This is a genomic window from Dissulfurirhabdus thermomarina (assembly GCF_012979235.1).
GTDB lineage: Bacteria > Desulfobacterota > Dissulfuribacteria > Dissulfuribacterales > Dissulfurirhabdaceae > Dissulfurirhabdus > Dissulfurirhabdus thermomarina.
The window spans coordinates 1-26,294 of the sequence record NZ_JAATWC010000012.1 but is presented as its reverse complement, the minus strand read 5'-3'; the positions used below and the strand labels follow the sequence as shown (position 1 = coordinate 26,294).

Sequence of the window (26,294 nt, the reverse complement as noted above, 5' to 3'; positions counted from 1 at the left end):
GGCCCCCCCGTGACCCAGGACATGGCCGTCAGCCTCGCCCGCCAGGCCATCGAGCTCACCCTGCTCCTCAGCCTCCCCATGCTGGGGCTGGGCCTCGTGGTGGGGCTCGCCGTGAGCATCCTCCAGGCGGTGACCCAGATCCAGGAGATGACCCTCACCTTCGTCCCGAAGATCATCGCCGTGCTCGTCGGCCTCCTGGTGGCCTTCCCCTGGATCATGAACAAGATCGTGGACTTCACCCGGGGACTCGTCCTCCAGATCCCCGACCTCATCCGGTGACGGCGATGGACCCGTACCTCCTCCACTGGACCACGGACCACGTGAAGATCTTCGCCCTCCTGGTGGTGCGGATCGGGGCCCTCGTCTACCTCATGCCCATCTTCTCGAGCCGCACCCTGCCCGTCCAGGTGAAGGCCGCGGGGACCCTGGCCCTCGCCCTGCTCTTTACGCCCCTCGAACCCGTACCCGCGGAGGCCTTCCCCGAAAAACCACTGGCCTTCGGCCTCCTCATGGTGGCGGAGCTCTTCGCCGGGGCGACCCTGGCCCTCGTCATGCGGCTGCTCTTCGCCGGCGTCCAGATCGCCGGCCAGATGGTGGGGTTCCAGATGGGCTTCAGCGTGGCCAACGTGGTGGACCCGCAGACGGGGGCCCAGAGCATCCTCATGGCCCAGCTGGCCTACCTGGTGGCGCTCATGCTCTTCGTCGCGGTGGACGGCCACCACTTCTTCATCCGGACGCTGGCGGAGAGCTTCACCCTGCTGCCCCCCGGCCGGCTCCACCTCGACGCCACCCTCCTCGACCTCGTGGTGGACATGGGGAGGGAGATGTTCGTCCTCTCCGTGAAGCTCATGGCCCCGGTCATGGCCATCCTGCTCTTCTCCCAGGCGGCCCTCGGGATCCTGGCCAAGACCGTGCCCCAGATCAACCTGCTCATCATGAGCTTTTCGCTCAACATCGCCCTCGGCCTCTTCTTCATGGGGCTGACGCTCCAGGCCTTCTGGCCCGTGCTCGCGCGGGCCCTGGACCGGGGCGTGCGGCTGCTCCCGGCGGCCCTCCGGCTGATGGCCGGCTGACCGGGAGCGAAACGGGACGGAACGGTAGGCGCCAATGGCGGAAAAACCCGCGGAAGAACGCACCGAACAGGCAACCGCCAAACGGCGGCGGGACGCGCGCCGGGAGGGTGACGTCCCCAGGAGCCGGGAGGTGAGCTCCGTGGCGCTCCTCCTCTCCGGGCTCATGACGCTTTCCTGGGGCGGCGCCTTCTTCTACCAGCAGCTGACGCAGATCCTGCGCCACTACCTGGGCCATGCCGCCGGCATCCGGGTGAACGCGGACAACCTCCGCCACATCGCCCTCATGGCCCTGGAGCAGTTCGCCCTGGTCATGGCGCCCCTCTTCCTCGTCCTGGCGGCGGTGGCGGTGCTGGCCAACTTCCTCCAGGTGGGGCCGGTCTGGTCCGGCAAGGCCCTCCAGCCCAACTTCGGAAAGATCAACCCCGCAGAGGGGATCAAGCGGCTCTTCTCCCCCCAGTCCCTGGCGGAGCTCGCCAAGTCGCTCCTCAAGATCACCATCGTGGGCGCCATCGCCTACTTCACCGTGGCCGGCGAACTGGACCGGCTGCTCCCGCTCCTGGACCAGACCCCCTACCAGATCCTCGCCTTCCTCGGCGACGTCTGCGGGCGGCTCTTCTGGCGGGTGTGCCTGGTGCTGGCCGCCCTGGCCGTCCTCGACTTCCTCTTCCAGAAGTGGCAGTGGGAGCGGGACCACCGCATGACCAAGCAGGAGGTCAAGGAGGAGTACAAGCAGACGGAGGGAGACCCCAAGGTCAAGGCCCGGATCCGGAGCATCCAGCGCGACATGGCCAGGAAGCGCATGATGGCCGCCGTCCCCGAGGCCGACGTCGTCATCACCAACCCCACCCACCTGGCCGTGGCCCTCCAGTACGAGTCCGGGAAGATGGAGGCGCCGGTGGTCACGGCCAAGGGGGCGGGCCTCATCGCCGAGCGGATCCGGGAGATCGCCCGGGAACACGACGTCCCCATCGTGGAGGACCGGCCCCTGGCCCGGAACCTCTACAAGTCGGTGGAGGTGGGCCGCCCCATCCCCGAGGCCCTCTACCAGGCGGTGGCCGAGGTCCTGGCCTACGTCTACCGCCTGCGGCGGATGAAGGCGGCCGGGGGCGGGCGCTAGCCCCCGGACCGGGAGGAAGGAACCAGACCCATGATGGCCACCGAGACCCTGCGGAACCTCTGGTCGGGGATGAACCTCGAGCGGGAGAACATCCTCGCCGCGGTGGGGGTGCTCGCCATCCTCGTGATCATGGTGATGCCCCTGCCTTCTGCGGGGCTGGATCTCCTCCTGGCCTTCAACCTCACCGTCTCGCTCCTGGTGCTGCTCCTGTCGCTCTACATCCTCAAGCCGCTGGACTTCCCCATCTTCCCGTCCCTGCTCCTGCTCACCACCCTCTTCCGCCTCTCGCTGAACATCGCCTCCACCCGGCTCATCCTGCTCCACGGCCACGAGGGCACCAACGCCGCCGGCCGCATCATCATGAGCTTCGGCGAGTTCGTGGTGGCGGGCAACTACGTGGTGGGCGGCGTCATCTTCTTCATCCTGGTGATCATCAACTTCGTGGTGATCACCCGGGGGTCGGGCCGGATCGCGGAGGTGGCGGCCCGCTTCACCCTGGACGCCATGCCCGGCAAGCAGATGGCCATCGACGCCGACCTGAACGCCGGGCTCATCGACGAGGCCGAGGCCCGCCGCCGCCGGCTCGAGATCAGCCGCGAGGCCGAGTTCTACGGGGCCATGGACGGCGCGAGCAAGTTCGTACGGGGCGAGGCCATCGCCGGCCTCGTCATCATGGCCATCAACATCATCGGGGGATTCGTGATCGGGGTCTTTCAGCAGAAGATGCCCGTGGGGGAGGCGGCCCAGAGCTACACCCTGCTCACCATCGGCGACGGGCTCGTCTCCCAGATCCCGGCCATCGTGATCTCCACGGCGGCGGGCATCCTGGTGAGCCGGGCGGCCTCGGAGGCCAGCATGGGCCGCGAGTTCTCCCGCCAGTTCGCGGCCCAGCCCGAGGCCCTCATGATCACCGCCGCGGTCATCTTCAGCTTCGGCATGGTGCCGGGGCTGCCGGCCTTCCCCTTCACGGTGCTCGCCGCGGGCACCGGGACCCTCGCCTGGCTCGTCTACCGCGAGAAGGCCCGGGCCGAGGCCCTGGCACCCCCGCCCGAGGAGGTGGAACCCGAGCCCGAGGCGCCCCCCGCCGGGTCCCCCGAGGAGGTGGAACGCCTCCTCGCCCTGGACATCCTGGAACTCGAGGTGGGCTACGGCCTCATCCCCCTGGTGGACGAGCAGCAGGGCGGCGATCTCCTCGACCGGATCCGCTCCATCCGGCGCCAGTTCGCCCAGGAGATGGGCGTCATCGTGCCGCCGCTCCACGTGCGCGACAACCTCCAGCTCGGCCCCGGCGAATACGTCATCCTCATCAAGGGGATCGAGATCGCCCGGGGGGAACTCATGCTGGGTCACCTCCTCGCCATGGACCCCGGCGACGCCAAGCAGCGGATCGACGGGATCCCCGCCCGGGAGCCCGCCTTCGGCCTCCCCGCCATCTGGATCGCGGAGGGGCGCCGGGAGGAGGCGCAGCTGGCGGGCTACACCGTGGTGGACCCGTCCACGGTGGTGGCCACGCACCTGGCCGAGGTCATCCGGCAGAACGCCGAGGAACTCCTGGGCCGCCAGGAGGTGCAGCGGCTCCTGGACGCCCTGGCCCGGAGCCACCCGAAGGCCGTGGAGGAGGCCACCGGCACCCTGTCGCTGGGGGTGATCCAGAAGGTCCTCCAGAACCTCGTCCGGGAGCGGATCTCCATCCGGGACCTCCTCACCATCGTGGAGACCCTGGCGGACTACGGCCCCATGACACGGGACCCGGACATCCTGACCGAGTACGTCCGCCAGAAGCTCGGCCGTGCCATCGTCAAGCCCCTGCTCGGTCCCGACGGCACCCTCACCGTGCTCACCCTGGACCCGGCCCTGGAGGAACAGATCCGCCAGGGCGTGCAGCAGACCGAGCAGGGCAGCTTCATGGCCCTCGACCCGGCGGTGGCCCGGCGCATCATACAGGCCGTGGAGCAAGGGGCCGAGCGGGCGGTGCATCAGGGCCACCCGGCGGTGGTACTCTGCAGCCCCTCCGTCCGCCGTCACCTGCGGCGGCTCGTGGAGCGCTTCGTGCCCAACGTGACGGTGCTCTCCCACTCCGAGGTCCCGGCCAACGTCCGGCTCGAGTCCCTATTGACCCTCAGGTAGCGCCGCAAAGGGGAGGAAGACCCGGGGATGAAGATCAAGCGGTTCCAGGCAGAGACGGCCCAGGGCGCCCTGGAGGAAGTCCGCCGGGCCTTCGGTCCGGAGGCCGTGATCCTGGACACCCGGCGGCGTCAGAAGACCGACGCCGTCACCGGCCGCGTCCGGCGCTTCGTGGAGGTGGTGGCGGCGGTGGACTTCGACGTGGAGCCGCGCCCCGAGCGCCCCCGGCCGGAACGGAACCGGCAGGCCGCCTGGGAGGCGCCGGCCGCCCCCGATGGCGGATCCAGCGGGGCCCCGTGGGCCGCCATCGCGGCGGAACTCCACGAGCTACGGGCTCTGGTGAAGGAACTGGCAGGGGCGCGGCCCGCCGAGGCGGCCGCCGATCCCAGGGCGGCGAAGGCCCTGGCCCACCTGGAGCGTTCCGCGCCGCTGCTCGCCATCCACCAGGTCCTCACGGACCTCGGGGTGCCCGCCGGGCTCCACCGCCGGTTGGCCGCCGAGGTCCTGAACGGCCTGGCCCCCGGCCGCCCCGTCACCCGGGAGGCCGTCCTCGACCGGCTCCACGACTACATCGGGCGCGTCGCCAGCGTGGCCCCCCGGGCCGAGCGGGCCGCCGGGCCCTGTCGGTGGGTCTTCGTCGGCCCCACGGGTGTCGGAAAGACCACCACCCTCGCCAAGATCGCCGCGCGCCTCGCGCTCCAGGCCCACCGGCGGGGGGTGCTCGTCTCCCTGGACACCTACCGCCTGGGCGGGGTGGAACAGCTCCGGCGCTACGCCGCCCTCATGGAGATCCCCATGGAGGTGGCCCACGGCGCCGGGGACCTCCGGAGCGTCATGGATCGCCACGCCGACAAGGACTTCGTGCTGGTGGACACCACGGGCCGCTCCCCCCGCGACCCCCGCCACCGCGGGGAAATGGCCGAGATCTTCGGCTCGGTACCAAGTTTGCAGGCGCAAGTGGTGCTGAGCGCCACCACCAAGGAGGAGGACCTTCGATCGGTGATCGACATCTACCGGCCGTATCCCGTCTCCGGATGGATCCTCAGCAAGCTGGACGAGACCCGCTCGTACGGAAGCCTGTGCACCCCGGTCCTCGAGTACCGCCTGCCCATCTCGTACCTCGCCACGGGCCAGCGGGTGCCGGAAGACCTGCGAAGCGCCTCGCGGCGGAACCTGGCCCGCCTGCTTCTCAGGTGGCGCGGGGGCTCGGACCCGCAGCGCCGGGCGGGCGTCAAGGAGATTGCATGAACCAGGCAGCCACCGTGAACGACAAGAAACCCAACGGCGGGCCCCGCCAGGCCGGGAAAACGGACCGCCTCCGCCCCGTGGAGGGGGCCGGGAAGGCGACACCTTGCGTCCTCGCCTTCACCAGCGGCAAGGGCGGCGTGGGCAAGACCAACCTGGTGACCAACACCGCCCTGGCCCTGGCCCGGATGGGGCAACGGGTCCTGGTCCTCGACGCGGACCTCGGCCTGGCCAACGTGGACGTCCTCCTCGGGCTCATGCCCCGCTACAGCATCAAGGACGTCTTCTCCGGCCAGCGCAGCCTCCCGGAGATCATCCTGGACGGCCCCGGCGGCATCCGGATCCTGCCGGCCAGCTCCGGGGTCCCGGAGCTGCTGGACCTGTCCGAATCGGAGAAGCTCTTCCTCCTCACCGAGATGGAGGCTCTCGACGAGGCGGTGGACGTACTCCTCATCGACACCGCCGCCGGCATCTCCGACAACGTTCTCTATTTCAACCTCGCCGCCCAGAAGCGGATCGTGGTGGTGACCCCGGAGCCCACCTCCATCACCGACGCCTACGCCCTGATGAAGGTGCTCATGCGGCGCCACCAGGTCCGCGACTTCTCCATCCTGGTCAACTGGGCCAAGAACGGCCAGGAGGCCCAGAAGGTCTACCGGCAGCTGTCGGCCGTGGCCGACCGCTTCCTGGGCCTCCTCTCCCTGGACTACCTTGGCTTCATCCCCCAGGACGAGGCCATCCCGAAGGCGGTCCGGAAGCAGAAGGCCGTGCTGGAGCTCTTCCCCGACGCCGCCTCGAGCCGCGTCTTCCGGGATCTGGCCAAAACCCTTACCCAGTCGAGGTGCGATGGTCATGCTGACGGCAACATCAAGTTCTTCTGGAGAAAGCTCCTGCAAAACCCCTAGGCCCATGGAAAAGAAAGCCACCACCAGACTGAAGGACTACACGGCCACCTTCTTCGGCGACGGCAAGGAGCTGACCCCGGCCCAGCGGGAAGAACTCATCCTCAAGTACACGCCGCTCATCAAGTACATCGCCGGCCGCCTCGCCATGCGCCTGCCGCCCCACATCTCGGTGGACGACCTCATCAGCTCGGGCATCATCGGCCTCATCGACGCCATCAAGAAGTTCGATCCCGGGAAAAAGATCCAGTTCAAGACCTACGCCGAGTTCCGGATCCGGGGGGCCATGCTGGACGAACTCCGGTCCATGGACTGGATCCCCCGCTCCGTCCGGAAGAAGGCCACGGAGCTCGAGCGTGCCTACCAGAAGCTCGAGAAGGAGCTCGGCCGCCCGGCCGAGGACGAGGAGGTGGCCCGGGAGCTGGGCATCACCATCCAGGAATTCCACGATCTTCTCGAAAAGACCCGCCACATCACCTTCCTCGACATCGAGGTGATCCGCCGCCGGATGCCCGACAGCAACGAGGAAGACCTCTTCGACCTCATCGAGGACAAGAACGATCTCGACCCCTTCACGCGGCTCAACATGCTGGAGGTGAGAGAGGTCCTCATGGAGGCCATCAAGGGCCTGCCGGAAAAGGAGCGCCTGGTGGTCTCCCTCTATTACTACGAGGACCTCACCATGCGGGAGATCGGCGAAATCATGGGCTACACCGAGTCCCGCATCTCCCAGATGCACACCAAGGCCATGCTGCGGCTCCGCGCCCGGCTCCGCCCCGTCACCCGGGAGTTGAACGGTATCCTCCTGTAGGTTAAGAAACCCATAGGTGGGGATGTCTCTGGTGACCCACAGGCCCCAGGGACGGGTCGGGCTTAACCACCTACGGCCGCCTGCCGATACGTTGCTAGGGGCCGAGCGCCCGGCGGCCGCTGTGCCCGGGCCCGCTGCTCGACCACCGGAACCGGAGGAGACGGGATGGCCATCGACTACAACATGACCGTGCTCATCGTGGACGATTTCGCCACCATGCGACGGATCGTGAAGAACATCATGACCCAGATCGGGTTCAAGAATTTCCTCGAGGCCGACGACGGCACCACGGCCTGGGAGATCCTCATGAAGGAGCCCGTGGACTTCGTGGTCTCCGACTGGAACATGCCCAAGATGACGGGGATCGAGCTTCTCAAGAAGATCCGGGCCGAGGACCGCCTGAAGGACCTCCCGTTCCTCATGGTCACCGCAGAGGCCCAGAAGGAGAACATCGTCGAGGCCGTCAAGGCCGGCGTGAGCAACTACATCGTGAAACCGTTCACCCCGGAGACCCTGAGCGAAAAGATCGCCAAGATCTTCTGACCCGCCGGCCGGGTCGCCCCGGCCCACCCGAAGGACAGCCGTGTCCCCCGACCCCGCCAAGCAGCCGGATGCCCCCGACGAGGGGCGGGACGAAGCCGCTGCCCCCGCCGGGGCCGACGCCGGGGCCGACGCCGCGCCCGAGCCCGAGGGCACGGACGACGCCCTCCTGAACGAGCTCCTCGAGGAGGCCGACGAGGACGACACCACCCCCGCCGAAGAGGGCGGCGACAGCTTCTCCATCTCCGACGACGAACTCTGGGACGAGGACGGCCTCGACGACATCCTCCTCTTCGAGGAGGAAGAAGGCTCCGATCAGGAGGACGGGGCCCCGGACGAGGCCGGGGACGAAGCCGAGGCCACCCCCCCGGAAGCCCCCCCGGAGGCGCCCGCCGAGGAGGAACCCGCCTCCCCGCCCATCCCGGAGGGCGCCGACGAATTCCTCGAACGCATCCCGGAGCCGCCCCCCGCCCCGGAAGCGGAACGGCCGTGGGCCCTGTGGATCGTCCTCGCCCTCTCCTCCGTGCTCCTCGCGGTGGGCGCCGTGGTGCTGTGGAAGATGCTCCAGGGAGCGGCGCCGGCCCCGCCCGCCCCCGCCGCGCCGCACCGGGCCGTCGCCCGGCCCGCGGCCCCGGCCGGGGCCGGCATCGAGGAGGTCCCGCTGGCCGCGCCGGTGCCCCGCCATGCCACGGCCAAGCCGGAGGGACGCGCCATCCTGACCCTCGATCCCTTTCTCATCCCCGCCCACCGATCGGGCGAGATGGTCTTCTTCAAGCTCCAGGCCGAGCTGGTGGTCCCGGACATCAGCACCCGGCAGGCCCTGCGGCGCAAGGAGGCTTGGGTGCGGGACGCCATCTACCAGGAACTCAAGGACATCGACGTCTCGGAGGGGCTCCAGGGGAACCTTCTCTACCGTTACCGCCGCCCCATCCTGGACCGGCTGAACCGGGAGTTCGCCCCGCTGGAGGTCGAGGACGTCCGCCTCATGGGCTTTTTGATGAAATAAGGAATCCGCGGCGAAGGCGGAAAAGGCCTAGGCCATGGACGACAAGACGGTCCACGAGATAACGCCGCTGCCGGCCTCCACCACCATCCGGCCCAACCCCCGGCACAAGGAACCCCGGCGCCAGCGGCGCGAACCGAAGGACGAGAAGAAGCGCCGCCCGCCGGAGGGCGACCGTGTGACCATCCAGGGAACCCCGGAGCCGCCCGGGGAACCGGAGGGGGAAAAACCCGCCCCCCCGGCGCACCGCAAGGGCAAGATCGACATCCGGATCTGAGACGATGGTGCCTTCCGGCCCCCTGATCCTGCTCGCGGGCGTCCAGCTCCTCCTGGACATCCTGCTCATCGGGCTGATCCTCGCCCTCTACCGGCGCATCGGCCGCAGGGAGGCCGCCCCGGCCCGCGAGTTCCAGCGCGGGCTCGACCGCCTCGAGGAACTCCGGCGCGCCCTCGAGGCCAACCTCGCCGAGAAGGCCGCCCTGGCCCAACGCCTCGAACGGCTGCTGGGACGCACCCCGGAGGCGGGCGGCCCGGTCTCGGCCGAACGGCGCCGGGAGGTGATCGCCGCCTGGAAGGAGGGACGGCCGGTGGCCGAGATCGCCGCGGCCACCGGGCTCACCGACGGGGAGGTGGAACTCGTCATCGCCCTGGCCCGGGCGGCGGAGGCAGGCACCCCCGGCCGGGCCTGAGCGCCGCGCAGCCGGCCGGTTCAGGCCCCCTCTTCCATCTTGACCACCGGGCACGTCATGGTGTGCCGGATGGCCTCGATGTTCTGCATGCGCGTCAGCACCACCTGGGAAAGGGTCTCGTGGCTGTCGGTCTCGATCTCGGCGATGAGATCGTAGGGCCCCATGATGATGTCGAGGTGCTGGACCTCGGGCATCTGGGAGAGGGCCTTGGCCACCTCCGTGGTCTTGCCGATGTTGGTGTTGATGAGGACGTAGGCCTTGAGCGACATGTCTCCCTCCTCTTCTCCGGCCGGCCGCCGGGTGGTCTCACGCCGCCGGGCGGCGCCCGACGCGCCTCCGCTCCCCCGCGAGATCCACGGCGAACCTCGCCCCGAGCAGGATGCCCACGGCGAAGGCCCACGCCAGCAAGGGGGCGCGCCGGCGTCGCGTTGACTTTCGACCCTTCATTCTTTATGGATACCTGTCCATGGACCAATACTCAAGGGCCGTCACGGCCTCGGTGGACTTTTTCCGGAAGGCCCTCCCGGAACGCCCGGACGTCTGCCTGATGCTCGGCACCGGACTCGACGGGGCCGCCGCCTCGGCGGAGGTCCTCTGGGAGGCCCGCTACGACGAGATCCCCGCCTTCCCGGCCCCCACGGCCCCGGAACACCCGGGCCGGGTCCGGCTCTGCCGCCTGGGGGGCACCGTGGCGGCCATCTTCCAGGGCCGCTACCACTACTACGAGGGCCATGCCGCCCGGGAAGCCGCCCTCCCCGTCCGGGTCATGGGCCTCGTCGGCGCCCGGACCTTCATCGGGTGCAACGCCGCCGGCGGGCTCGACACCGCCTTCCGGCCCGGCGACCTCATGGTCCTCCGGGACCACATCAACCTCATCCCGGACAACCCGCTGCGGGGCCCCAACCGCGACGACTGGGGGCCCCGCTTCCCGGACATGTCCCGGGCCTACGACGCCGCCCTCCGGGCGCGGACCCTGGCCGCCGCCTCGGAGCTGGGCATCCCCGCCCGGGAAGGCGTCTTCGTGGCGGTGCCGGGGCCGAGCCTCGAGACCCCGGCCGAGACCCGCTTCCTGCGTCTTGCCGGGGCCGACGCCGTGGCCATGTCCCTGGTCCCCGAGGTCATCGTGGCGGTCCACGCGGGGATGCGGGTCCTCGGGATCTCCGTCATCGCCAACGTGAACGACCCGGACGACTTTACGCCCATCCGCCTCGAGGACGTGGTGGAAGGCGCCCGGTCGGCCCAGGACCGCCTGGGCCGGCTGCTTTCCGCCGTGCTCCCGGCGGCGGCCGCGCCCGGCCGGGAGGCGGCGCCGTGAGCCGCGTCCGCGCCGACCTCCTCGTCCGGGCGGAGCTGGTCCTCCCCGAGCCGGCGGCGGCCCCGATCCGCGACGGCGCCGTGGCGGTCCGCGGCGGCACGATCGCCGCCGTGGGTCCCTGGGCCGAAGTCTCGGCCCGCCACGAGGGTGCCCGCCTCCTCGACCGCAAAAGCGGGGGGCTCGTCTTCCCCGGCCTCGTCAATGCCCACACCCACGCCCCCATGACCCTGTTCCGGGGGCTTGCGGACGACCTCCCCCTGAAGGCCTGGCTCGAGGACCACATCTTCCCCGCCGAGGCCCGGCTCACCCGGGAACTCGTGGCCCTCGGCACGGAGCTCGCCTGCGCCGAGATGATCCGGTGCGGCACCACCGGCTTCGTGGACATGTACCTCTTCGAGGAGGAGGTGGCCCGCGTGGTGGACCGCGTGGGGATGCGCGCCTGGCTGGGCGAGGGGGTCTTCGACTTCCCCACCCCGGCCTTTCCCTCCGGCCGGGCGGCGCTGGCCGAGACCGAGCGCCTGGCCGCGGCCTGGGGCGGCCACCCCCGCATCACCATCACCGTGGATCCCCACACCCCCTACACCTGCGCCCCCGAGCTCATGGAGGCCGCCCGGGATCTCGCCGGCCGGCTGGATCTCGCCATGGTGACCCACCTCGCCGAGACCCGCTGGGAGGTGGAGGAGATCACCCGGCGCCACGGGAAGACCCCCGCCGCCTACCTCGACGCCCTGGGCCTCCTGGGGGAACGCCTCCTGGCGGCCCACTGCGTGGCCCTCACCCCGGAGGACATCCGCCTCCTGGCCGAGCGGGACGTCCGCGTGGCCCACTGCCCGGAGAGCAACCTGAAGCTCGCCTCCGGCATCGCCCCGGTCCCGGAGCTCCTGGCGGCGGGAGTGATCGTGACGCTCGGCACCGACGGGGCCGCCAGCAACAACGACCTCGATCTCCTCAGCGAGATGGACACGGCGGCGAAGCTCCCCAAGGGCCTCCACCGGGACCCCACCCTCGTCTCGGCCACCGAGGCCCTGGCCATGGCCACCACCCAGGCGGCCCGGGCCCTCCACCGGCCCGATCTCGGCCGCCTCGCCCCCGGTGCCGCCGCCGACCTGGTGGTGGTGGACCTGGACCAGGCCCATCTCCGCCCCTGCTACCACCCGGCCTCCCAGCTCGTCTACGCGGCCCGGAGCGGCGACGTCCGCGACGTCGTGGTGGCCGGGCGCCTCCTCATGGAAGACCGGCACCTCGTCACCATCGACGAGACGGACATCCTGGCCCGGGTGGACCGGGCCGCCCGGGAACTCGGCCTCGGCCCGGCCTGAAACGCGCGCCGGGGGTGCCCCCCGGCACCGCCGTCAGGGAATCAGCTCGAAGGCCTTGGCCACCGCCGCCTCCGGGGAGGTGACGTAGTGGACGTCGGGGAGGTTCTCCCAGGTGTGGAGTCCCACCACGGGCTTCCACATCTTCAGGGCGAGGGCGATCTCGGAGAGGGTCCCGTGGGAACCGCCGATGGAGATGACCGCCTGGCAGGAGCGGACGAGGACGACGTTTCGGGCGTGCCCCATGCCCGTCACCACCGGGATCTGGATGTAGGGATTGGCGTCGCTGGCCTTGGCCCCCGGCAGGATCCCCACGGTGACCCCCCCGGCGGACGCCGCCCCCTTGGCCGCTGCCTCCATGACGCCGCCGAGCCCCCCGCAGTAGAGGATGGCCCCCCTCCGGGCCACCAGGGCGCCCACGGCCTCCGCCATGGCCGCCGTCTCCGCGGAGCAGAGCCCCGCGCCGATCACCGCGATCCGCGTCTTCACGTCATCCATCGACAAACCCCGCCGCATGCACCGGGAGGCAACGGCCGGGGAGGGAACCCGTCCCGGCCGGCGCCATCGTCACAGCATCCATTTGAGCACCAGGAACCCCCCGACCAGGAGTACCGCGAAGATCAAGGTGCAGAGGTTGAAGTACCTTTCCAGGAAGGCCCGGATGGGCGGCCCGAAGACGTACACCAGGCCGGCCACCAGGAAGAACCGCGCTCCCCTGGAGAGCAGGGAGGCCGCGAGAAAGGTGGGGAGCGAGATCCCGAAGGCCCCGGCGGCGATGGTGAAGAGCTTGTAGGGGATGGGCGTGAACCCCGCCGCCGCCACGGCCCAGGCGTCGTAGCGGTGGAAGAGCACCCGGACCGTCTCGTAGGCCTCCGTGAGGTGGTAGAAGGCGAGGATCCGCCCCCCCACGGCGGCCATGAACTGCCAGCCGATGAAGTAGCCCAGGGCGCCGCCGGCCACGGACCCCGCGGTGGCCAGCCCCGCCCACCGGAAGGCGCCCTCCCTGCGGGCGAGGGCCAGCGCGATGAGCAGGACGTCGGGGGGAATGGGGAAGAAGCTCGCCTCGGCGAAGGCCAGGAGGGCGAGCGCCGTCCCGGCCCGGGGGTGGTCGGCCCAGGAGAGCACCCAGTCGTAGAGCCGCCGGAGCTGCCCCGGGAGGAAGAGCGCGGCGCGGCGGAGGATCAGGCCTTCCATCCGTGGTCCCCGATCAGCTTGACGAAGCGGACCCCCCCGAGGGTCTCCCGCCGGATCTCGCCGCCCCGCTTCTCCAACCGGACCAAGGTCTGCGAAAATTCGTCGCCCACCGGGATCACCAGCCGGCCCGGGTCGGCGAGCTGCTCGAGCAAAGTGGCCGGAACGTCGGGGGCCCCGGCCGTCACGATGATGGCGTCGAAGGGGGCCTCGTCCTTCCAGCCCCAGGTGCCGTCGTCCAGCTTGAAGGAGATGTTCTGGTAGCCGAGGGCCTCCAGGGTGCGCCGGGCCCGCGTGAGGAGCCCCGGGATCCGCTCCACCGTGCAGACCCGATCGGCGAGCTCGGCGAGGACCGCGGTCTGGTAGCCGGAGCCCGTCCCGATCTCCAGGACCTTCTCGCCGCCCCGAAGCCCGAGGGCCTCGGTCATCACGGCCACGATGTAGGGCTGGGAGATGGTCTGATTGTAGCCGATGGGCAGCGGGTGGTCGCCGTAGGCCTGACCCTGCATGGCCTCGTCCACGAAGAGGTGCCGAGGCACCCGGCGCATGGCATCGAGGACCCGGGGGTCGGCGACCCCCCGGGCGGCGATCTGCCCGGCCACCATGCGTTCCCGGGCGATCCGGAAGGCGTCGCCGCCGGGGCCCTCAGGAGCGGGGCACATAGTAGACCACCTTGACCACCCTCCCCCCCCGTGTGACAATTTGGAGGGCGTCGATCTCCTTCCCCCCGAGCAGGTTGAGGAGCGGAACGTAGTGCCAGAACCGGAGGTGGGTCTCGTAGTAGTACCACTCCCTCTCGCCGGTGGGGCGGGCCCGGCTGGCATCCGGGGGGCCCAGGCGCCGCGTCACCGTCTCGAACGGCATGCCGGGCCGGACCAGGGAGGCCTCCGCCACCAGGAACCGGCGGGGCGGCCCCGAACAGGACGAAAGAAAAACGCCGAGGCAGCCGATAAGGAGAAACAAGACGCCGATGTGGATGCGCATGCGAGGACCTTGCCGTGGGATGGACCGAACATAACGGACTTCGCGCCGGCTTTCAACGAAACCGGGGGCACTCCCCGCCCCGCCCGACCAGGAGCACGCCATGAGATGTACCAAGTGCGGGACCATCAGCTTCGATCACCTGGAGTTCTGCGGCCAGTGCAACCACGACCTCCGGGAGCTCCATGCCCGGCTGGGCGCCCCGCCGCCGCCCAACCCCGAACTCACCTGGTTCGCGGATCTCGGCGACGTGCAGGGGATGGAGGCCCCGCCGCTGACGCAGGTACCCGAAGAGGAACCCTCGGGGGAGATCCCCCTGAACCTCGGCGAGATCGACATCTCGGACCTCACCCCCGAGGCGGCCGCCCCCGGCCCCTCCACCGAGCCGTCCCCGGAGGCGTCCGCCGCCTCGCCCTCAAAGGCCGAAGGCGGCGGACTCGGCAGCTTCGCCGACGACGAGGACTTCCAGAAGGCCCTCGAGGAGGCCCTCTCCCTGCCCGACGAGGACGCCTCCTGACCCGGCGGGCGCGCCCCCGTCGCCATGCCCCCGGGCGCCGAGAGGGGGAGGGCCTCGAAAGAATCGCAGGCTGCGGCTGTCACGGCACGGGTCGTCCCATATCGCGGCGCCCTTTCGATACGACACGACAAGGAGCGGTTTGCGCCACGGCCGCGATCCATCTTCCTTGACGAAGCCCGGGAAAAATGGTATCCGGTCGTCGCGTCCGGATGGACGCGGTTTGAACGGGACGTGGCGCAGTCTGGAAGCGCACCTGAATGGGGTTCAGGGGGTCGGAGGTTCAAATCCTCTCGTCCCGACCACAACGAACACGGCCCGCCCGCCGGCTGCGGGCGGTGACACGCCGGGGGCACCCGGCGGACGGTTCCCGGAGAGCTCTTCGGCCGAGGCGGTGCGGCGGCCGGGGGGCTCTCTGTATCTGCCCGCGCCTTGTCAGGCCCGGGCGCCACCACATCCAGGAAAGGAAGGAACCGGCCATGGCCCTCACCACACCCACCACCTGTCCCACCCCCGCGGCCACCCGCCGGGAACCCGGCCCCGCGGTGGCCCGGACCCTGTGCATGGGAACGCACCTCCTGGTGGAGATGTGGCGTTCCCCCTTCTCCATCCTGGCCGACGCCCGCATGGTGGAACGGGCCCTGGGCGACACCGGGGCCGGCAACGGGGGGGCGGCCGCCGCCCCGGACATCCGGGTGCACCAGTTCAGCCCCTACGGCGTCTCCGGGACGGCCAGCGTCCCCGGGGCCCACGTGGTGATCCACACCTGGCCCGAGAACAAGTACGCCGCCGTGGACATCTTCGCGGGCGACAGAGAGAACGCCTACGAAGTCCTGGCGCGGCTCCGCACCGGGCTCCGGCCCGAAGAGGTGCACGTCTTCGAGGTCCGGCGGGGGGAACTGATCGCCATGGAGGACACTTGACTCGCCATCTCTGGTCCGAACGGGTCGGACGCGGTTTTCTCCATAGCTACGACGTCGAGATCCTCCACGAGGAGCGCACGCCCTACCAGCACCTCCAGGTGTTTCATACGCCGCTCTGGGGCCGCATGCTGGTCCTGGACGGTATCGTTCAACTGACCGAGGGCGACGAGGCCGTCTACCACGAGATGATGGTCCACGTGCCCCTTTCGGGTCTCGCCCGGCCGCCCGAGAAGGTCCTGGTCATCGGCGGGGGAGACGGCGGGGCCATGCGCGAGGTCCTGCGCCACGACTCGGTGCGCCGCGCCGTCCAGGTGGAACTGGACGAGGCGGTGATCCGGGCCTGCCGGAAATACCTCCCGGAGATCACGTGCGACTGGAACGATCCCCGGGTGACCCTCGTCATCGGGGACGGGGCCCGCTACATGGCCGAGGCGGCGGAGCGGGGCGAGACCTTCGACGTGATCCTCATCGACTCCACGGACCCGGTGGGGCCCTCGATGGTCCTGTTCGAGCGGCCCTTCCACGAGGCACTCCGCCGGTGCCTGGCCGAGGACGGCGCCGCGGTCCGGCAGGCCTCCCTCCCCTTCAGCATGCCGGACGTCATGCCCTTCGTCATGGCCCGCTTCCGGGAGGTCTTCCCCTGGGCCGCCCCCTACCGGGCCCCGGTGCCGACCTACGGCGACGAGATGGCCTTCGTCGCCGGCACCCGGGACGGCGCCTCCCTGTCCGAACCCCGCGAAAACCGCCTCGGCCGCTACTACAACCCCGATTGTCACCGGGCGGCCTTCGCCTTGCCCACGTGGTGGCACGATCGGATCGCGGACTACCGAGACGACGGGCGGGTGCCCGTGGTCATCGCCTAGGCCGTGCCCCCGCGCCCCCTGCCGCTGGTGGGCTTCCTGAGCGACTTCGGCCTGGCGGACACCTACGTCGGATCGGTCAAGGGGGTCCTCCTCGGCCTGAACCCGGCCCTCCGGGTGGTGGACCTCACCCACGCCGTCCCGCCGCAGGACGTGGCCGCCGGGGCCTTCGCCCTGGCCTCGGCCTGCGGCGACTTTCCCCCGGGCACCGTTTTTCTCGCCGTGGTGGACCCCGGGGTCGGGACCGACCGGGCCGGGATCGTGGCGGCCACCGACCGCCACTTCTTCGTGGGCCCCGACAACGGCCTCCTCGCCCTGGCGCTGCGCCGGGGAGGCGCCCGGGCGATCCACCGCCTGGCCCGGGAGGATCTCTACCGCCGCCCCGTCAGCCCCACCTTCCACGGGCGGGACGTCTTCGCCCCGGCGGCGGCCCACCTCACCCTGGGCACCCCCCCGGAGGCCTTCGGCCCCCCGCATCTCCACCCCGCCCCGCCGCCCTGGCCCGAGCCGGAACCGGCCCCGGGGGGCCTCCGGGGCCGGGTGGTCCACGTGGACCGCTTCGGCAACCTCGTCACCAATATCGATCTCTCGGAAGGCCCCCTCCCGGCGGCGGCCGAGGTCGGCGGCCGCCTCGCCCCCTTCCGCCGCACCTACGCCGACGCCGCCCCCGGGGAGCTGCTCGCCCTTGCCGGCAGCCACGGCTTCCTCGAGGTCGCCGCCCGGGAGGCCAGCGCCGCCGCCGCCACCGGCGCGGCCCGGGGGAGCGAGGTCCGGGCCCGGTTCGCCCCGACGCCGGCCTGAGGCCCCGTCGGCGCCAGCGCTCCTTGAACTCCCGGGCCCGGCCGCCTATCCTGGACCATCATGCCCGCCGAACTCGTCGTCAACGCCGCCCCCTACGAGACCCGGGTGGCCCTTGTCGAAAACGGCACCGTGGTGGAGCTCCACGTGGAGCGGCCGGCCCAGCGGGGCGTCGTCGGCAACATCTACAAGGGGATCGTGGTGCGGGTGCTGCCGGGCATGCAGGCCGCCTTCGTGGACATCGGCCTCGACCGGACCGCCTTCCTCTACGTCACCGACGTCTACGACCACGCCCGCGAGTTCGAGGAGATGCTCGGCCGCGCCGACGAGGACGACGACCTGGAGCCCCCCCTCCCCGGCGACGAGATCCCCCCCGTCCCGCTCGACGCGCCCCCCGCCTTCCGCATCGAGGAACTCCTCCACGAGGGGCAGGAGATCCTGGTCCAGGTGGCCAAGGGGCCCATCGGCACCAAGGGGGCCCGGGTCACCTCCCACATCTCCCTCCCGGGCCGGCACCTCGTCCTCATGCCCACCATGACCCACGTCGGGGTCTCGCGCCGCATCGAGGACGAGGCGGAACGGCACCGGCTCAAGGCGCTCATCAAGGACCTCCGGCCCGAGAAGGTGGGCTTCATCGCCCGGACCGCCAGCGAGCACGCCTCGGCCGAGGACCTCCGGCCCGAGATGGACTTCCTGGTGAACCTCTGGGCCGACATCCAGCGCCGGAGCGCGGGGCTCCCGCCCCGGCGCCTGGTCCACGAGGACCTCGACGTGACCCTCCGGGCGGTGCGGGACCTTTTCTCCGGCGAGGTCCGGCGCCTGGTGGTGGACTCGGACGACGCCCACCGGCGGATCCAGGCCTTCGTCGAGACCTTCGCCCCCCACCTCGCCGACCGCGTGGAACGCTACCGCGGCGACCTCCCCGTTTTCGAGGCCTTCGGCATCGAGATGGAGATCTCCCGCGCCCTCGAGAAGAAGGTCTGGCTCAAGTCCGGCGGCTACATCGTGATCGAGACCACCGAGGCCCTCACCGCCATCGACGTGAACACGGGGCGCTACGTGGGGAAACGCCGCCTGGCCGACACCATCCTGAAGACCAACGTGGAGGCCGCCCGGGAGATCGCCTACCAGCTCCGCCTCCGGAACATCGGCGGCCTCATCATCATCGACTTCATAGACATGGAGAGCGCCGCCCACCGGGAGGAGGTCTTCCGGACCCTCAAAGAGGCCCTGGAGCGCGACAAGTGCCGCACCAACATCCTCCGCATGTCGGAACTGGGCCTTATCCAAATGACCCGAAAGCGCCACCGGGACAGCCTGGAGCGGGTCCTCTGCGCCCCGTGCTTCTATTGCGAGGGCACCGGGGAGCTTAAGTCGCCCCGGACCCTGTGCTACGATATCTTCCGGAAGATCCGGCGGGAGGCCGGCCGCCGGGACGGGGCCCGGATCGAGCTCCGCGTCCATCCCCGGGTCGGCGAGATGCTGCTCAACGAGGAGAACGCCCACGTCGAGGCCCTGGAGCGGGAACTCGGCCGCGAGATCGCCGTGGTCCCCCGGGCCGACCTCCACCTGGAACAGTACGAGATCCGCTACGCCTGAAGGCCGCCCACCACGAGGAGCCGTCCATGACCTTCCAGCCCGACGCCCGAGCGACCCTCATCGGGAGCCTCCCCCTCGCCGACCACGGGGAGGCCACCCGCCTCGTCCTCCGCTACGTCCCGGAGATCCCCCTCTGGGTGCAGCTCCCCCGCTACCCGGACGAACGCCTCCTCACCCAGTTCGCCGAGGGCCTGCCCGGCCTCGAGGAGACGGACGGCGAGGTCCGTTTCAACACCGCGGCCCCGGACTTCGAGGAACGGTTCCTCGCCTTCATGGAGAACTACCTGGCCGTGGCGGAGGAAGGCGTACCGGTACAAAGCTCCATCTTCGCCTTCTCGGAACGCATCTACCGGGGCTTTCGGACCTTCCTCGACGCGGTGGCGGATCTCTCCCCGCCGCCCGTGGCCCTCAAGGGGCAGGTGACGGGGCCCGTCACCTTCCTCACCGGGGTGAAGGACCAGGACGGGCGCATGGCCTGGTCCGACCTCCGGCTCCGGGAGGCCTCCACCAAGGGGCTGGGTCTCCGCGCCCGTTACCAGGTGGAGGAGATGCGAAAGCGCTGCCCTACCGCCCTCCTCTTCTTCGACGAGCCGGCCCTGGCCGGTTTCGGCTCCACCGCCATGCTCGGGGTGAGCCGGGAAGACGTGACGGCGGTGCTCGCCGACGTGATCGAGACGGTCCACCAGGCGGGGGGCCTGGCGGGGGTCCACGTCTGCGCCAACACCGACTGGTCCGTCCTGTTCGAGACCCCCGTGGACATCCTGAGCTTCGACGCCTACGGGTTCTTCGACCGGCTGTTGCTCTACCGCGGGCAGCTGGCCGCCTTCCTGGAACGGGGCGGCATCGTGGCCTGGGGCCTGGTGCCCACGCAGCGGCCGGAGGACCTCCACCGGGAATCCGTGGCCTCGCTCCTCGAGCGGTGGCGGGCCCAGGCGGCCGCCCTGGATCTCCCGGCGGACCTCGTCCGGCGCCAGGCCCTGGTGACCCCGAGCTGCGGCACGGGGCTCCTTTCCCCCGAAGACGCCGAGCGGGTCATGGCCCTGACCCGCGACCTCTCCGCCGCCGTTCGGGAGGCTTGACCATGCGGGCCGAAGCACCTCGCTTCCTCGCCGACGCCATGCTCGGGCGCCTGGCCCGCTGGCTCCGCCTGCTCGGCGTGGACTGCGCCTACCTCCCCCACCTCCCCGACGCGGCCCTCCTCGCCCTCGCCCGGTGCGAAGGCCGCATCCTGGTGACCCGCGACCGGGAGCTGGCCCGGCGGGCGGGGGCGCACGGCTGCCTCCTCGCCGAGACGGAGATCGGCGCGGAGCTCCGCCGGGTGGTCACCCGGTTCGGCCTCCCCGCGGCCCCGGCCTTCACCCGATGCCTCCGGTGCAACCGCCCCGTCCGCCCCGTCCATCCCGCGGCGGCCCGCCCCTTCCTGCCGCCCGCCGTGGGCGCCGGTGCGAGCCCCTTCACCCGCTGTCCCGCCTGCCGCCGCCTCTACTGGCGCGGCGGCCATGCCCGGCGGGCCGCGGCCCGCCTCGAGGCGATGCTGGGCGGTACCGAGCGGGGGAAGGCGTGAAGGTCCTGGCCGGGGACATCGGGGGCACCAACGCCCGGCTCGCCGTGGTGTCGGAAGGGCGGATCCTCTTCGAGCGATGGTACCCCGCCCGGGACTTCCCGGACTTCGAGACGGTCATGGGCCGTTTCGCCTCGGAATGGGGCCGCCCCCTGCCCGACCTCGGATGCCTCGCCGTGGCGGGCGCGGTGCAGGACAACCGCGTCCGGGCCACCAACCTCCCCTGGACCATCGACGGCGACGAGCTGGCGTCCCGGTTCGGCCTCTCGGCCCTCCGGCTCGCCAACGACTTCGAGGCGGCCGCCGCCGGGGTCCTGGCCCTGGCGCCGGAGGACCTGGTCCAGCTGGGCGGCGGCCCGCCGGAACCGGACCGGCCCAAGGCCGTCCTCGGTCCCGGGACCGGCCTCGGCCAGGCCATCCTCGTCCCCTGCCGCGGGCGGTACGAGGTGGTTCCCACCGAGGGCGGCCACGCCGACTTCGCCCCCCCGGACGCCGAGGCGGCGGGCCTCCTGGCGGCCCTGGCGGACCGGTACGGCCACGTGAGCGTGGAACGGGTCCTGTCCGGGCCCGGGCTGGTGGAGACCTACCGCTACTTCTTCCGGGCGGCGGAAGAAGCCGGCGTCCCGCCCCTCCGGGACCCGGCCGAGATCAGCCGCGCCGGGATGGAAGGCTCGGACCCGACCGCCCGGCGGGCGCTCGACCTCTTCCGCCGGGTGCTGGCGGCCGAGGCCGGCAACCTGGCCCTCCGCTGCCTGGCCGGGGGCGGCGTCTACCTGGCCGGCGGCATCGCCCCGAAGATCCTCCCCGTCCTCCGGGAACCGGCCTTCCGCCGCGCCTTCGAGGCCAAGGGCCGGATGGCCGGGTTGCTGGCCCGCATCCCGGTCTTCGTGGTGGTCCACCCGGCCGTCGGCCTGGTGGGGGCAGCGCGGCTCGCCGCGGCCGGACCGGAACAGGCCCCCGCACGGGCGGAAACGGCCTGACGGCGCCTCCGCGGCAATTTTCCGCGCCTTTTCGCCCGGCGTCCGGTCACCGAACGGCCCGGGCGCTTGCATTTGTCCCGATTCGGCAATAAACTTCCTCGCCTGGGTAGCAGTCTTCACCATCCCTCCCCGTCCTCTCCCCCACAGGCCGCACTCCGCGCGGGCACCGCTTCGGCGACGCCGCCGCATGGGCATCGGAGGTGAACCGGATGGACGAAGAAAAAGACGACCCTCGAAGGCGGATCCGCGGCCGGGCGACCCTCGCCGCCCTGCTGGCCCCGGTGCTCCTGGCGGCGGCCGCCTGCGACCGGGACGCCCCGGCGCCGAAGCCCGCCCGGCGGGCCGCCGGGGGGCCGCCCCTCCGCCTCGGCCTGCTGCCGGAGCAAAACGTCTTCCGGCAGCTCGAACGCTACGAACCCATCGGGGTCTACCTGGCCCGGCACATCGGGCGTCCCGTCCGGTTCCGCATCCTCGGCCGGTACGGGAACCTCATCCACAACTTCCGCGCCCTCCGGCTCGACGGGGCCTTCTTCGGGAGCTTCACCTACGCCCTGGCCCGGAAGAAGCTCGGCGTGGAGATCCTGGCCCGGCCGGAGGGCCTAGACGGCCGGTCCACCTACTTCGGGTTGCTCTTCGCGCGCCGGGACGGCGGCATCCGCTCCGCCCGCGACATGCGGGGCAAGCGGTTCGTCTTCGTGGACCGCGCCACCACCGCCGGGTATCTCCTCCCCCTGGCCTACTTCCGGCAGCACGGCATCACCGACCCCGCCGCCTACTTCGCCGAGACCTACTTCTCCGGCACCCACGAGGACGCCATCATGGACGTCCTGGAGGGCCGGGCCGACGTGGGCGCGGCGAAGAACACCGTGTTCGCCCGGATGGCCCGGGAGAACCCGGCCGTGGAGCGGGAACTGCGGATCCTGGCCACCTCCCCGGAGGTCCCGGAAAACGGCCTCGCCGTGCGGTCGGACCTCGACCCGGCGCTCAAGCGGAAGCTGAAGGACGTCCTGCTCGGCATGGCCGCCGACCCCGAGGGGCGGCGCCTGCTCCGGGCCTTCGGGGCCCGCCGGTTCATCGAGACCAGGGACGCCGACTACCGGCCGGTCTACGACTACGCCGCGCTGGCCGGCCTCGACCTCGAGCACTACGACTACCTGAACGACTGACGGGGCCCCCGGATCGCCACCATGAGACGACACCCGCAGACCCCGCCGGCGGACGCCCGCCGATCCGCCGCGGCCCGCCGGGAGCGGAGGCCGGCGCCGTGAGGCGACGGACGGCGATCGTCCTCGCGGCCTTCCTCCTGCTCTCCCTCGCGGGGGGCTGGTCCGTCCTGGCGGCCCTCGACGCCTCCGCCCGGGCGGTCCGCCGCCTCCTCGCCTTGCACCGCAGCGAGCTCCTCCGCGAGACCCTCCTCGTCCAGGCGAAGCGCGTGCAGAACGACCTCGCCCTCCACGACACCCCCTCCGAGCCGCCCCTGGCCGACATCGTGGACCATGCCCGGGACCTGGAGGGTATCATCGCCTCGTGCGGCGGCTGCCACCACGCCCCGCCGGTGCGACGGCGGCTCCGGCGCCTCAAGTCCGCGGCCGACGCCTACAAGTGGAGCCTGAGCCGGGTCTTCACCCTCCGGGCCAACCAGGCCCGGATCGCGGCGGCCACCGACCAGGCCCGCCGGCTCGGCGAGGGCCTCGTCGCCGAGGCCCGGCGGATGCGGCAGGCCGGCGCCGCCCGGATCGACCGGGAGACCCCGGAGGTCCTCGCCGCCATGCGCCGCTCCCGCCGGGTCATCCTCGCCCTGGCCCTGGCCGGCCCCCTGGTCTGCCTGTGCCTCGCGGCACTCTTCTTCCGGTTCACGGCGGGCCAGCTCCGGCGGCTGCTGCACGCGGCCCGCCGGATCCGGGAGGGCGACCTCGACCACCGGGTCCCGCCCCTCCGGGACGAGTTCGGGGAGCTGGCCGGCGCCTTCAACGACATGGCCGCCGCCCTCGAGGAGCAGATCCAGAAGGCGCGCCGGGCGCAACAGCTCGCCGTCTGCGGCGAAATGGCCACGCGCCTCGCCCACGAGATCAAGAACCCCCTGGCGGGGATCCGGGCCTCCATGGAGGTCCTGGCCGAGGATCCCGACATCCCGCCGGCGGACCGGCCGATCCTGGAACGCGTCCTCGCCGAGGTGGAACGGGTCCACCGGCTGACCCGTAACCTCCTCGACTTCGCCCGGCCGCCGGCCCCGAGCCCGGCCCCGTTCCAGCTCCCCGAGATCGTGGAGCAGGCATTGACCTTCGCCTGCCGGGAGCCGGGGGGCGGCGAGGTCCGCGTGGAACGCCGCTACGACGAGGACCTCCCGGAGGTCACGGCCGACCCCGCCCAGGTGCAGCAGGTCTTCCTGAACCTCTTCCTGAACGCGGTGGAGGCCATGCCCGCCGGGGGGACCCTCCAGGTCCGCCTTCGGGCGGTGGACGGCGGCGCCCGGGTCGCCGCCGAGGTCTCCGACACCGGCGGCGGTGTTCCCCCGGGAGAACTCCACCGGATCTTCGAACCCTTCTTCACCACCAAGCACAAGGGCACCGGGCTCGGGCTCACCATCACCCACAACCTGGTCACCGCCAACGGCGGCGACATCCAGGCCCGGGCGAACCCGGGGGGCGGGATGACCTTCGCAGTGATCCTGCCCGCCCGCCGAAAGGATCCCCCATGAAACGCAAGGGCAAGGTCTTCATCCTCGACGACGACGACCTCATCACCTCCATGGTGGCCCGCGCCCTCGAGAAGGAGGGCCACCGGGTCAAGGCGGCCGTAACGCCGGAGGGCCTCCTGGAGACGCTCGAGGCATGGTCCCCCGACGTCCTCCTCATGGACATCCACCTGCCGGGGATCGACGGGCTCTCCCTCCTCAAGGAGATCTCCCGCCGCGGCCTCTCCGTCCGGGTCGTCATGCTCACCGCGGACGACCGCGCCGGCACCGCCGTCCAGGCCATGAAGCTCGGGGCCGCCGACTACATCACCAAGCCCTTCCACATGGACGAGGTCCGGATCGTCGTCCGGAACATCCTGGAACGGGAACGCATGCGGGCGGAGCTCGGCTACTTCCGCCGGATGTGCGCGGGGGAGGCGTCGGTGGAGATCCTCGGGGAGTCGGCGGCCCTCCGGGCCCTCACCGCCGAACTCGAACAGCTCGCCGCCGCCCGGGTGAACACCGTGCTCATCACCGGGGAGAGCGGCACGGGGAAGGAGGTCTTCGCCAAGAACTTCCACCGCCTCCTGGACCGGGAGGGCTCCATGCCCTTCATCCGGGTCAACTGCGCGGCGCTGCCGGAGAACCTCCTCGAGTCGGAGCTCTTCGGCCACGAGCGCGGGGCCTTCACCGACGCCAAGACCGAGAAGAAGGGCCTCTTCGAGCTGGCCGACGGGGGCTGCCTCCTCCTCGACGAGATCGGCGAGATGCATCCCGCCCTCCAGGGGAAACTCCTCCGGGTCTTGGAGGAACGGGAGATGCGCCGGGTCGGGGGCGAGGAGGACATCCCCGTGGACGTCCGCGTCATCGCCACCACCAACCGGGACCTCCAGCCCGCCGTGGAGGAAGGGACCTTCCGGCTCGACCTCTTCTACCGGCTCAACGCCTTCCACCTCCGGATCCCGCCGCTCCGCGAGCGGCCCGAGGACGTCCCGCCCCTGGCCCGGCACTTCCTCGCCCGCTTCTCGGCCCGGTACAACAAGCCGCGGATCCGGGATTTCGCCCCGGAGGCCCTCCGCCTGCTCCAGGCCTATGCCTGGCCCGGCAACATCCGGGAACTCAAGAACGTGGTGGAACGCCTCGTGGTGCTCAAGGACACCGAGTCCATCCAGCCGGAGCACCTGCCCCGGGAGATCCTCGGGGAGGCCGCCCCGGGCGCCGCGTCCCCTCCCGGCGCCTTCGTCCTGCCGCCGGACGGCATCCGGCTCGAGGACCTGGAGCGGGACCTCCTCGAGCAGGCGCTCCGGCGGACCGGGGGCAACCGGGCCCAGGCGGCCCGGCTCCTCGGCATCGGCTACGACTCCCTGCGCTACCGCCTCAAGAAGTTCGGGATCACGCCCGGCTGACACCGCCCCCCTGCCGGGAACGCACGCCGGCGGGGCGGCGGCACCCCCGAAAGGTGCCCGCCGGATGCGCCACGATGACGGAGGCATCCGGGGGAAAACGCAACAGCCCGCGCATTTTTGCGGCGCCATCATCAAAAAAGCCCCCGCCTAAAAAGGCGGGGGCGGAGGGACGAACCAGCCGAAGGGCCACCCCGGCCGGATTCATCGCGCTGACGGGGACCGCCTCAGTGCGGCGGCTTCTTCCAGTCCGTGCCCCGGTCGGTGTGGCAGACGTTGCACACGCCGATGGCGCGGGGGTCACCCTGGAGCGCCACGTTCTGGGCGTTGTCGGCCGCCAGGGTGGAGGGATAGAGGGCATGCGGCTCGCCGTGGCAGGAAGAGCAGAGGATCTTGTGATCCTTGTGCCCGCGGCCATTGAGGTACTGCCCGAAGATCCCCATGTTGAGGTAGCTCTTGCCGTCCACCTTCCCCGTGTCGCCGTGGCACTTCTCGCAGGTGGGGAGGGTCTTGTCGGACCAGGGCTGGAGGAGCTGGCCCTCGGCCACCCGCTTGTTGAGGTCCCCGTGGCAGTCGGTGCACCAGAGGCCCTTCCCGGTGTGGTGGCCGCGGTAGCAGTTCACGTTGTTGCCCGGGTGGCACCGGTAGCAGTCGCTGGCGATGTCCGGGTCGTAG

General features: G+C 71.3%; 29 protein-coding genes, 1 tRNA gene and 1 pseudogene. 25 read left to right on the top strand and 6 right to left on the bottom strand.

Features of this window, described 5'->3' with window-relative positions:
• Positions 1-9: 9 nt before the first annotated feature.
• The 11 genes from fliQ (at position 10) to HCU62_RS11015 (ending at position 9,504) form a co-directional block, all read left to right on the top strand.
• Positions 10-279, top strand: a complete 270-nt coding sequence (fliQ, locus tag HCU62_RS11065; protein WP_163298844.1) for a flagellar biosynthesis protein FliQ — start codon at positions 10-12, stop codon at positions 277-279.
• Between the two features lie 5 nt (positions 280-284).
• On the top strand, positions 285-1,073 hold the full coding sequence (fliR, locus tag HCU62_RS11060) for a flagellar biosynthetic protein FliR (protein ID WP_163298843.1): 789 nt from the start codon (positions 285-287) through the stop codon (positions 1,071-1,073).
• Positions 1,074-1,107: 34 nt separating this feature from the next.
• Positions 1,108-2,190, top strand: coding sequence for a flagellar biosynthesis protein FlhB (flhB, locus tag HCU62_RS11055; protein ID WP_163298842.1), 1,083 nt, complete (start codon positions 1,108-1,110; stop codon positions 2,188-2,190).
• 33 nt (positions 2,191-2,223) lie between these two features.
• Complete coding sequence (flhA, locus tag HCU62_RS11050; protein ID WP_163298850.1) at positions 2,224-4,317, top strand: flagellar biosynthesis protein FlhA; 2,094 nt, start codon at positions 2,224-2,226, stop codon at positions 4,315-4,317.
• A gap of 27 nt (positions 4,318-4,344) precedes the next feature.
• A complete protein-coding gene (gene flhF, locus HCU62_RS11045) occupies positions 4,345-5,562 on the top strand; it encodes a flagellar biosynthesis GTPase FlhF (RefSeq protein ID WP_163298841.1) in 1,218 nt (405 codons plus the stop codon).
• The gene (locus HCU62_RS11040) at positions 5,559-6,464 is read left to right on the top strand and encodes a MinD/ParA family protein (protein WP_163298840.1); all 906 of its coding nucleotides are present in this window, start codon (positions 5,559-5,561) and stop codon (positions 6,462-6,464) included. Before flhF ends, HCU62_RS11040 begins: the two co-directional genes overlap by 4 nt.
• Positions 6,465-6,468: 4 nt before the next feature.
• The gene (locus tag HCU62_RS11035) at positions 6,469-7,272 is read left to right on the top strand and encodes a FliA/WhiG family RNA polymerase sigma factor (RefSeq protein WP_163298839.1); all 804 of its coding nucleotides are present in this window, start codon (positions 6,469-6,471) and stop codon (positions 7,270-7,272) included.
• A gap of 165 nt (positions 7,273-7,437) precedes the next feature.
• Entirely contained in the window at positions 7,438-7,815 is a 378-nt protein-coding gene (locus HCU62_RS11030) for a chemotaxis response regulator CheY (protein ID WP_163298838.1), read from the top strand.
• A gap of 40 nt (positions 7,816-7,855) precedes the next feature.
• Positions 7,856-8,818 carry a hypothetical protein gene (locus HCU62_RS11025; RefSeq protein WP_169755633.1) on the top strand — a complete coding sequence of 321 codons (963 nt, stop codon included), beginning with the start codon at positions 7,856-7,858 and terminating at the stop codon, positions 8,816-8,818.
• A gap of 34 nt (positions 8,819-8,852) precedes the next feature.
• The gene (locus HCU62_RS11020) at positions 8,853-9,092 is read left to right on the top strand and encodes a hypothetical protein (protein ID WP_163299219.1); all 240 of its coding nucleotides are present in this window, start codon (positions 8,853-8,855) and stop codon (positions 9,090-9,092) included.
• Positions 9,093-9,096: 4 nt separating this feature from the next.
• A complete protein-coding gene (locus HCU62_RS11015) occupies positions 9,097-9,504 on the top strand; it encodes a hypothetical protein (protein ID WP_163299220.1) in 408 nt (135 codons plus the stop codon).
• 20 nt (positions 9,505-9,524) lie between these two features.
• Here the strand turns inward: HCU62_RS11015 and HCU62_RS11010 are convergent, their stop codons facing one another.
• Positions 9,525-9,773 (bottom strand): Lrp/AsnC family transcriptional regulator, encoded by a 249-nt coding sequence (locus HCU62_RS11010; protein WP_163299221.1) that lies wholly within the window; start codon positions 9,771-9,773, stop codon positions 9,525-9,527.
• Positions 9,774-9,970: 197 nt separating this feature from the next.
• On the opposite strand from HCU62_RS11010, the gene HCU62_RS11005 reads away from it, so the two are divergent.
• Together HCU62_RS11005 and HCU62_RS11000 are read left to right on the top strand one after the other, a co-directional pair.
• The gene (locus HCU62_RS11005) at positions 9,971-10,819 is read left to right on the top strand and encodes a purine-nucleoside phosphorylase (RefSeq protein ID WP_163299222.1); all 849 of its coding nucleotides are present in this window, start codon (positions 9,971-9,973) and stop codon (positions 10,817-10,819) included.
• Complete coding sequence (locus HCU62_RS11000) at positions 10,816-12,138, top strand: amidohydrolase (RefSeq protein WP_163299223.1); 1,323 nt, start codon at positions 10,816-10,818, stop codon at positions 12,136-12,138. The genes HCU62_RS11005 and HCU62_RS11000 overlap by 4 nt, the downstream gene beginning before the upstream one ends.
• A 33-nt stretch (positions 12,139-12,171) precedes the next feature.
• Here the strand turns inward: HCU62_RS11000 and HCU62_RS10995 are convergent, their stop codons facing one another.
• From HCU62_RS10995 to HCU62_RS10980, 4 genes are all read right to left on the bottom strand, one after another.
• Complete coding sequence (locus tag HCU62_RS10995) at positions 12,172-12,633, bottom strand: TIGR00725 family protein (protein ID WP_163299224.1); 462 nt, start codon at positions 12,631-12,633, stop codon at positions 12,172-12,174.
• A 69-nt stretch (positions 12,634-12,702) separates the two neighbouring features.
• Positions 12,703-13,329: a YqaA family protein gene (locus HCU62_RS10990; RefSeq protein WP_163299225.1), complete on the bottom strand. Its 627-nt coding sequence runs from the start codon at positions 13,327-13,329 to the stop codon at positions 12,703-12,705.
• On the bottom strand, positions 13,317-13,988 hold the full coding sequence (locus HCU62_RS10985) for a protein-L-isoaspartate(D-aspartate) O-methyltransferase (protein ID WP_163299226.1): 672 nt from the start codon (positions 13,986-13,988) through the stop codon (positions 13,317-13,319). The genes HCU62_RS10990 and HCU62_RS10985 overlap by 13 nt, the downstream gene beginning before the upstream one ends.
• Positions 13,972-14,310 carry a hypothetical protein gene (locus HCU62_RS10980; RefSeq protein WP_163299227.1) on the bottom strand — a complete coding sequence of 113 codons (339 nt, stop codon included), beginning with the start codon at positions 14,308-14,310 and terminating at the stop codon, positions 13,972-13,974. The genes HCU62_RS10985 and HCU62_RS10980 overlap by 17 nt, the downstream gene beginning before the upstream one ends.
• 100 nt (positions 14,311-14,410) lie before the next feature.
• Here HCU62_RS10980 and HCU62_RS10975 point away from each other — a divergent pair, with 100 nt between their 5' ends.
• From HCU62_RS10975 to HCU62_RS10920, 12 genes are all read left to right on the top strand, one after another.
• Positions 14,411-14,824, top strand: coding sequence for a hypothetical protein (locus HCU62_RS10975; RefSeq protein WP_163299228.1), 414 nt, complete (start codon positions 14,411-14,413; stop codon positions 14,822-14,824).
• Positions 14,825-15,049: 225 nt separating this feature from the next.
• A tRNA-Pro gene (locus HCU62_RS10970) sits at positions 15,050-15,126 on the top strand.
• Positions 15,127-15,300: 174 nt separating this feature from the next.
• Positions 15,301-15,744, top strand: coding sequence for an adenosylmethionine decarboxylase (speD, locus tag HCU62_RS10965; RefSeq protein ID WP_163299229.1), 444 nt, complete (start codon positions 15,301-15,303; stop codon positions 15,742-15,744).
• Positions 15,741-16,607 carry a polyamine aminopropyltransferase gene (speE, locus tag HCU62_RS10960; RefSeq protein ID WP_163299230.1) on the top strand — a complete coding sequence of 289 codons (867 nt, stop codon included), beginning with the start codon at positions 15,741-15,743 and terminating at the stop codon, positions 16,605-16,607. The genes speD and speE overlap by 4 nt, the downstream gene beginning before the upstream one ends.
• A gap of 3 nt (positions 16,608-16,610) precedes the next feature.
• Positions 16,611-17,405, top strand: coding sequence for an SAM hydrolase/SAM-dependent halogenase family protein (locus HCU62_RS10955; protein ID WP_343066735.1), 795 nt, complete (start codon positions 16,611-16,613; stop codon positions 17,403-17,405).
• A 60-nt stretch (positions 17,406-17,465) separates the two neighbouring features.
• Positions 17,466-19,001, top strand: a complete 1,536-nt coding sequence (locus tag HCU62_RS10950) for an Rne/Rng family ribonuclease (RefSeq protein ID WP_169755631.1) — start codon at positions 17,466-17,468, stop codon at positions 18,999-19,001.
• A 26-nt stretch (positions 19,002-19,027) separates the two neighbouring features.
• Positions 19,028-20,080: a uroporphyrinogen decarboxylase/cobalamine-independent methonine synthase family protein gene (locus HCU62_RS10945; RefSeq protein WP_163298990.1), complete on the top strand. Its 1,053-nt coding sequence runs from the start codon at positions 19,028-19,030 to the stop codon at positions 20,078-20,080.
• A gap of 2 nt (positions 20,081-20,082) precedes the next feature.
• A complete protein-coding gene (locus HCU62_RS10940; protein ID WP_163298991.1) occupies positions 20,083-20,565 on the top strand; it encodes a Mut7-C RNAse domain-containing protein in 483 nt (160 codons plus the stop codon).
• Positions 20,562-21,542, top strand: a complete 981-nt coding sequence (gene glk / locus HCU62_RS10935) for a glucokinase (protein WP_163298992.1) — start codon at positions 20,562-20,564, stop codon at positions 21,540-21,542. The genes HCU62_RS10940 and glk overlap by 4 nt, the downstream gene beginning before the upstream one ends.
• Positions 21,543-21,751: 209 nt before the next feature.
• Entirely contained in the window at positions 21,752-22,708 is a 957-nt protein-coding gene (locus HCU62_RS10930; protein WP_163298993.1) for a phosphate/phosphite/phosphonate ABC transporter substrate-binding protein, read from the top strand.
• A gap of 98 nt (positions 22,709-22,806) precedes the next feature.
• The gene (locus tag HCU62_RS12890; RefSeq protein WP_163298994.1) at positions 22,807-24,240 is read left to right on the top strand and encodes an ATP-binding protein; all 1,434 of its coding nucleotides are present in this window, start codon (positions 22,807-22,809) and stop codon (positions 24,238-24,240) included.
• A complete protein-coding gene (locus tag HCU62_RS10920) occupies positions 24,237-25,622 on the top strand; it encodes a sigma-54-dependent transcriptional regulator (protein ID WP_163298995.1) in 1,386 nt (461 codons plus the stop codon). Before HCU62_RS12890 ends, HCU62_RS10920 begins: the two co-directional genes overlap by 4 nt.
• A 224-nt stretch (positions 25,623-25,846) precedes the next feature.
• Here HCU62_RS10920 and HCU62_RS10915 read toward each other — a convergent pair.
• Positions 25,847-26,294 (bottom strand): annotated as a pseudogene (locus tag HCU62_RS10915) (cytochrome c3 family protein); the annotation flags it as partial.

Excerpts from the sequence above, each read along its gene's own strand:
- flhB (WP_163298842.1), top strand. The coding sequence starts at position 1,108 with ATGGCGGAAAAACCCGCGGAAGAACGCACCGAACAGGCAACCGCCAAA.
- HCU62_RS11005 (WP_163299222.1), top strand. The coding sequence starts at position 9,971 with ATGGACCAATACTCAAGGGCCGTCACGGCCTCGGTGGACTTTTTCCGG.
- HCU62_RS11035 (WP_163298839.1), top strand. The coding sequence starts at position 6,469 with ATGGAAAAGAAAGCCACCACCAGACTGAAGGACTACACGGCCACCTTC.
- HCU62_RS10945 (WP_163298990.1), top strand. The coding sequence starts at position 19,028 with ATGACCTTCCAGCCCGACGCCCGAGCGACCCTCATCGGGAGCCTCCCC.
- HCU62_RS10985 (WP_163299226.1), bottom strand. The coding sequence starts at position 13,988 with ATGTGCCCCGCTCCTGAGGGCCCCGGCGGCGACGCCTTCCGGATCGCC.
- HCU62_RS10940 (WP_163298991.1), top strand. The coding sequence starts at position 20,083 with ATGCGGGCCGAAGCACCTCGCTTCCTCGCCGACGCCATGCTCGGGCGC.
- HCU62_RS10930 (WP_163298993.1), top strand. The coding sequence starts at position 21,752 with ATGGACGAAGAAAAAGACGACCCTCGAAGGCGGATCCGCGGCCGGGCG.
- HCU62_RS10980 (WP_163299227.1), bottom strand. The coding sequence starts at position 14,310 with ATGCGCATCCACATCGGCGTCTTGTTTCTCCTTATCGGCTGCCTCGGC.
- speD (WP_163299229.1), top strand. The coding sequence starts at position 15,301 with ATGGCCCTCACCACACCCACCACCTGTCCCACCCCCGCGGCCACCCGC.
- HCU62_RS11010 (WP_163299221.1), bottom strand. The coding sequence starts at position 9,773 with ATGTCGCTCAAGGCCTACGTCCTCATCAACACCAACATCGGCAAGACC.
- fliR (WP_163298843.1), top strand. The coding sequence starts at position 285 with ATGGACCCGTACCTCCTCCACTGGACCACGGACCACGTGAAGATCTTC.
- HCU62_RS10995 (WP_163299224.1), bottom strand. The coding sequence starts at position 12,633 with ATGGATGACGTGAAGACGCGGATCGCGGTGATCGGCGCGGGGCTCTGC.
- flhF (WP_163298841.1), top strand. The coding sequence starts at position 4,345 with ATGAAGATCAAGCGGTTCCAGGCAGAGACGGCCCAGGGCGCCCTGGAG.
- HCU62_RS11030 (WP_163298838.1), top strand. The coding sequence starts at position 7,438 with ATGGCCATCGACTACAACATGACCGTGCTCATCGTGGACGATTTCGCC.
- HCU62_RS11040 (WP_163298840.1), top strand. The coding sequence starts at position 5,559 with ATGAACCAGGCAGCCACCGTGAACGACAAGAAACCCAACGGCGGGCCC.
- HCU62_RS10990 (WP_163299225.1), bottom strand. The coding sequence starts at position 13,329 with ATGGAAGGCCTGATCCTCCGCCGCGCCGCGCTCTTCCTCCCGGGGCAG.
- HCU62_RS11015 (WP_163299220.1), top strand. The coding sequence starts at position 9,097 with ATGGTGCCTTCCGGCCCCCTGATCCTGCTCGCGGGCGTCCAGCTCCTC.
- HCU62_RS11020 (WP_163299219.1), top strand. The coding sequence starts at position 8,853 with ATGGACGACAAGACGGTCCACGAGATAACGCCGCTGCCGGCCTCCACC.
- flhA (WP_163298850.1), top strand. The coding sequence starts at position 2,224 with ATGGCCACCGAGACCCTGCGGAACCTCTGGTCGGGGATGAACCTCGAG.
- HCU62_RS10975 (WP_163299228.1), top strand. The coding sequence starts at position 14,411 with ATGAGATGTACCAAGTGCGGGACCATCAGCTTCGATCACCTGGAGTTC.
- HCU62_RS10920 (WP_163298995.1), top strand. The coding sequence starts at position 24,237 with ATGAAACGCAAGGGCAAGGTCTTCATCCTCGACGACGACGACCTCATC.
- HCU62_RS10950 (WP_169755631.1), top strand. The coding sequence starts at position 17,466 with ATGCCCGCCGAACTCGTCGTCAACGCCGCCCCCTACGAGACCCGGGTG.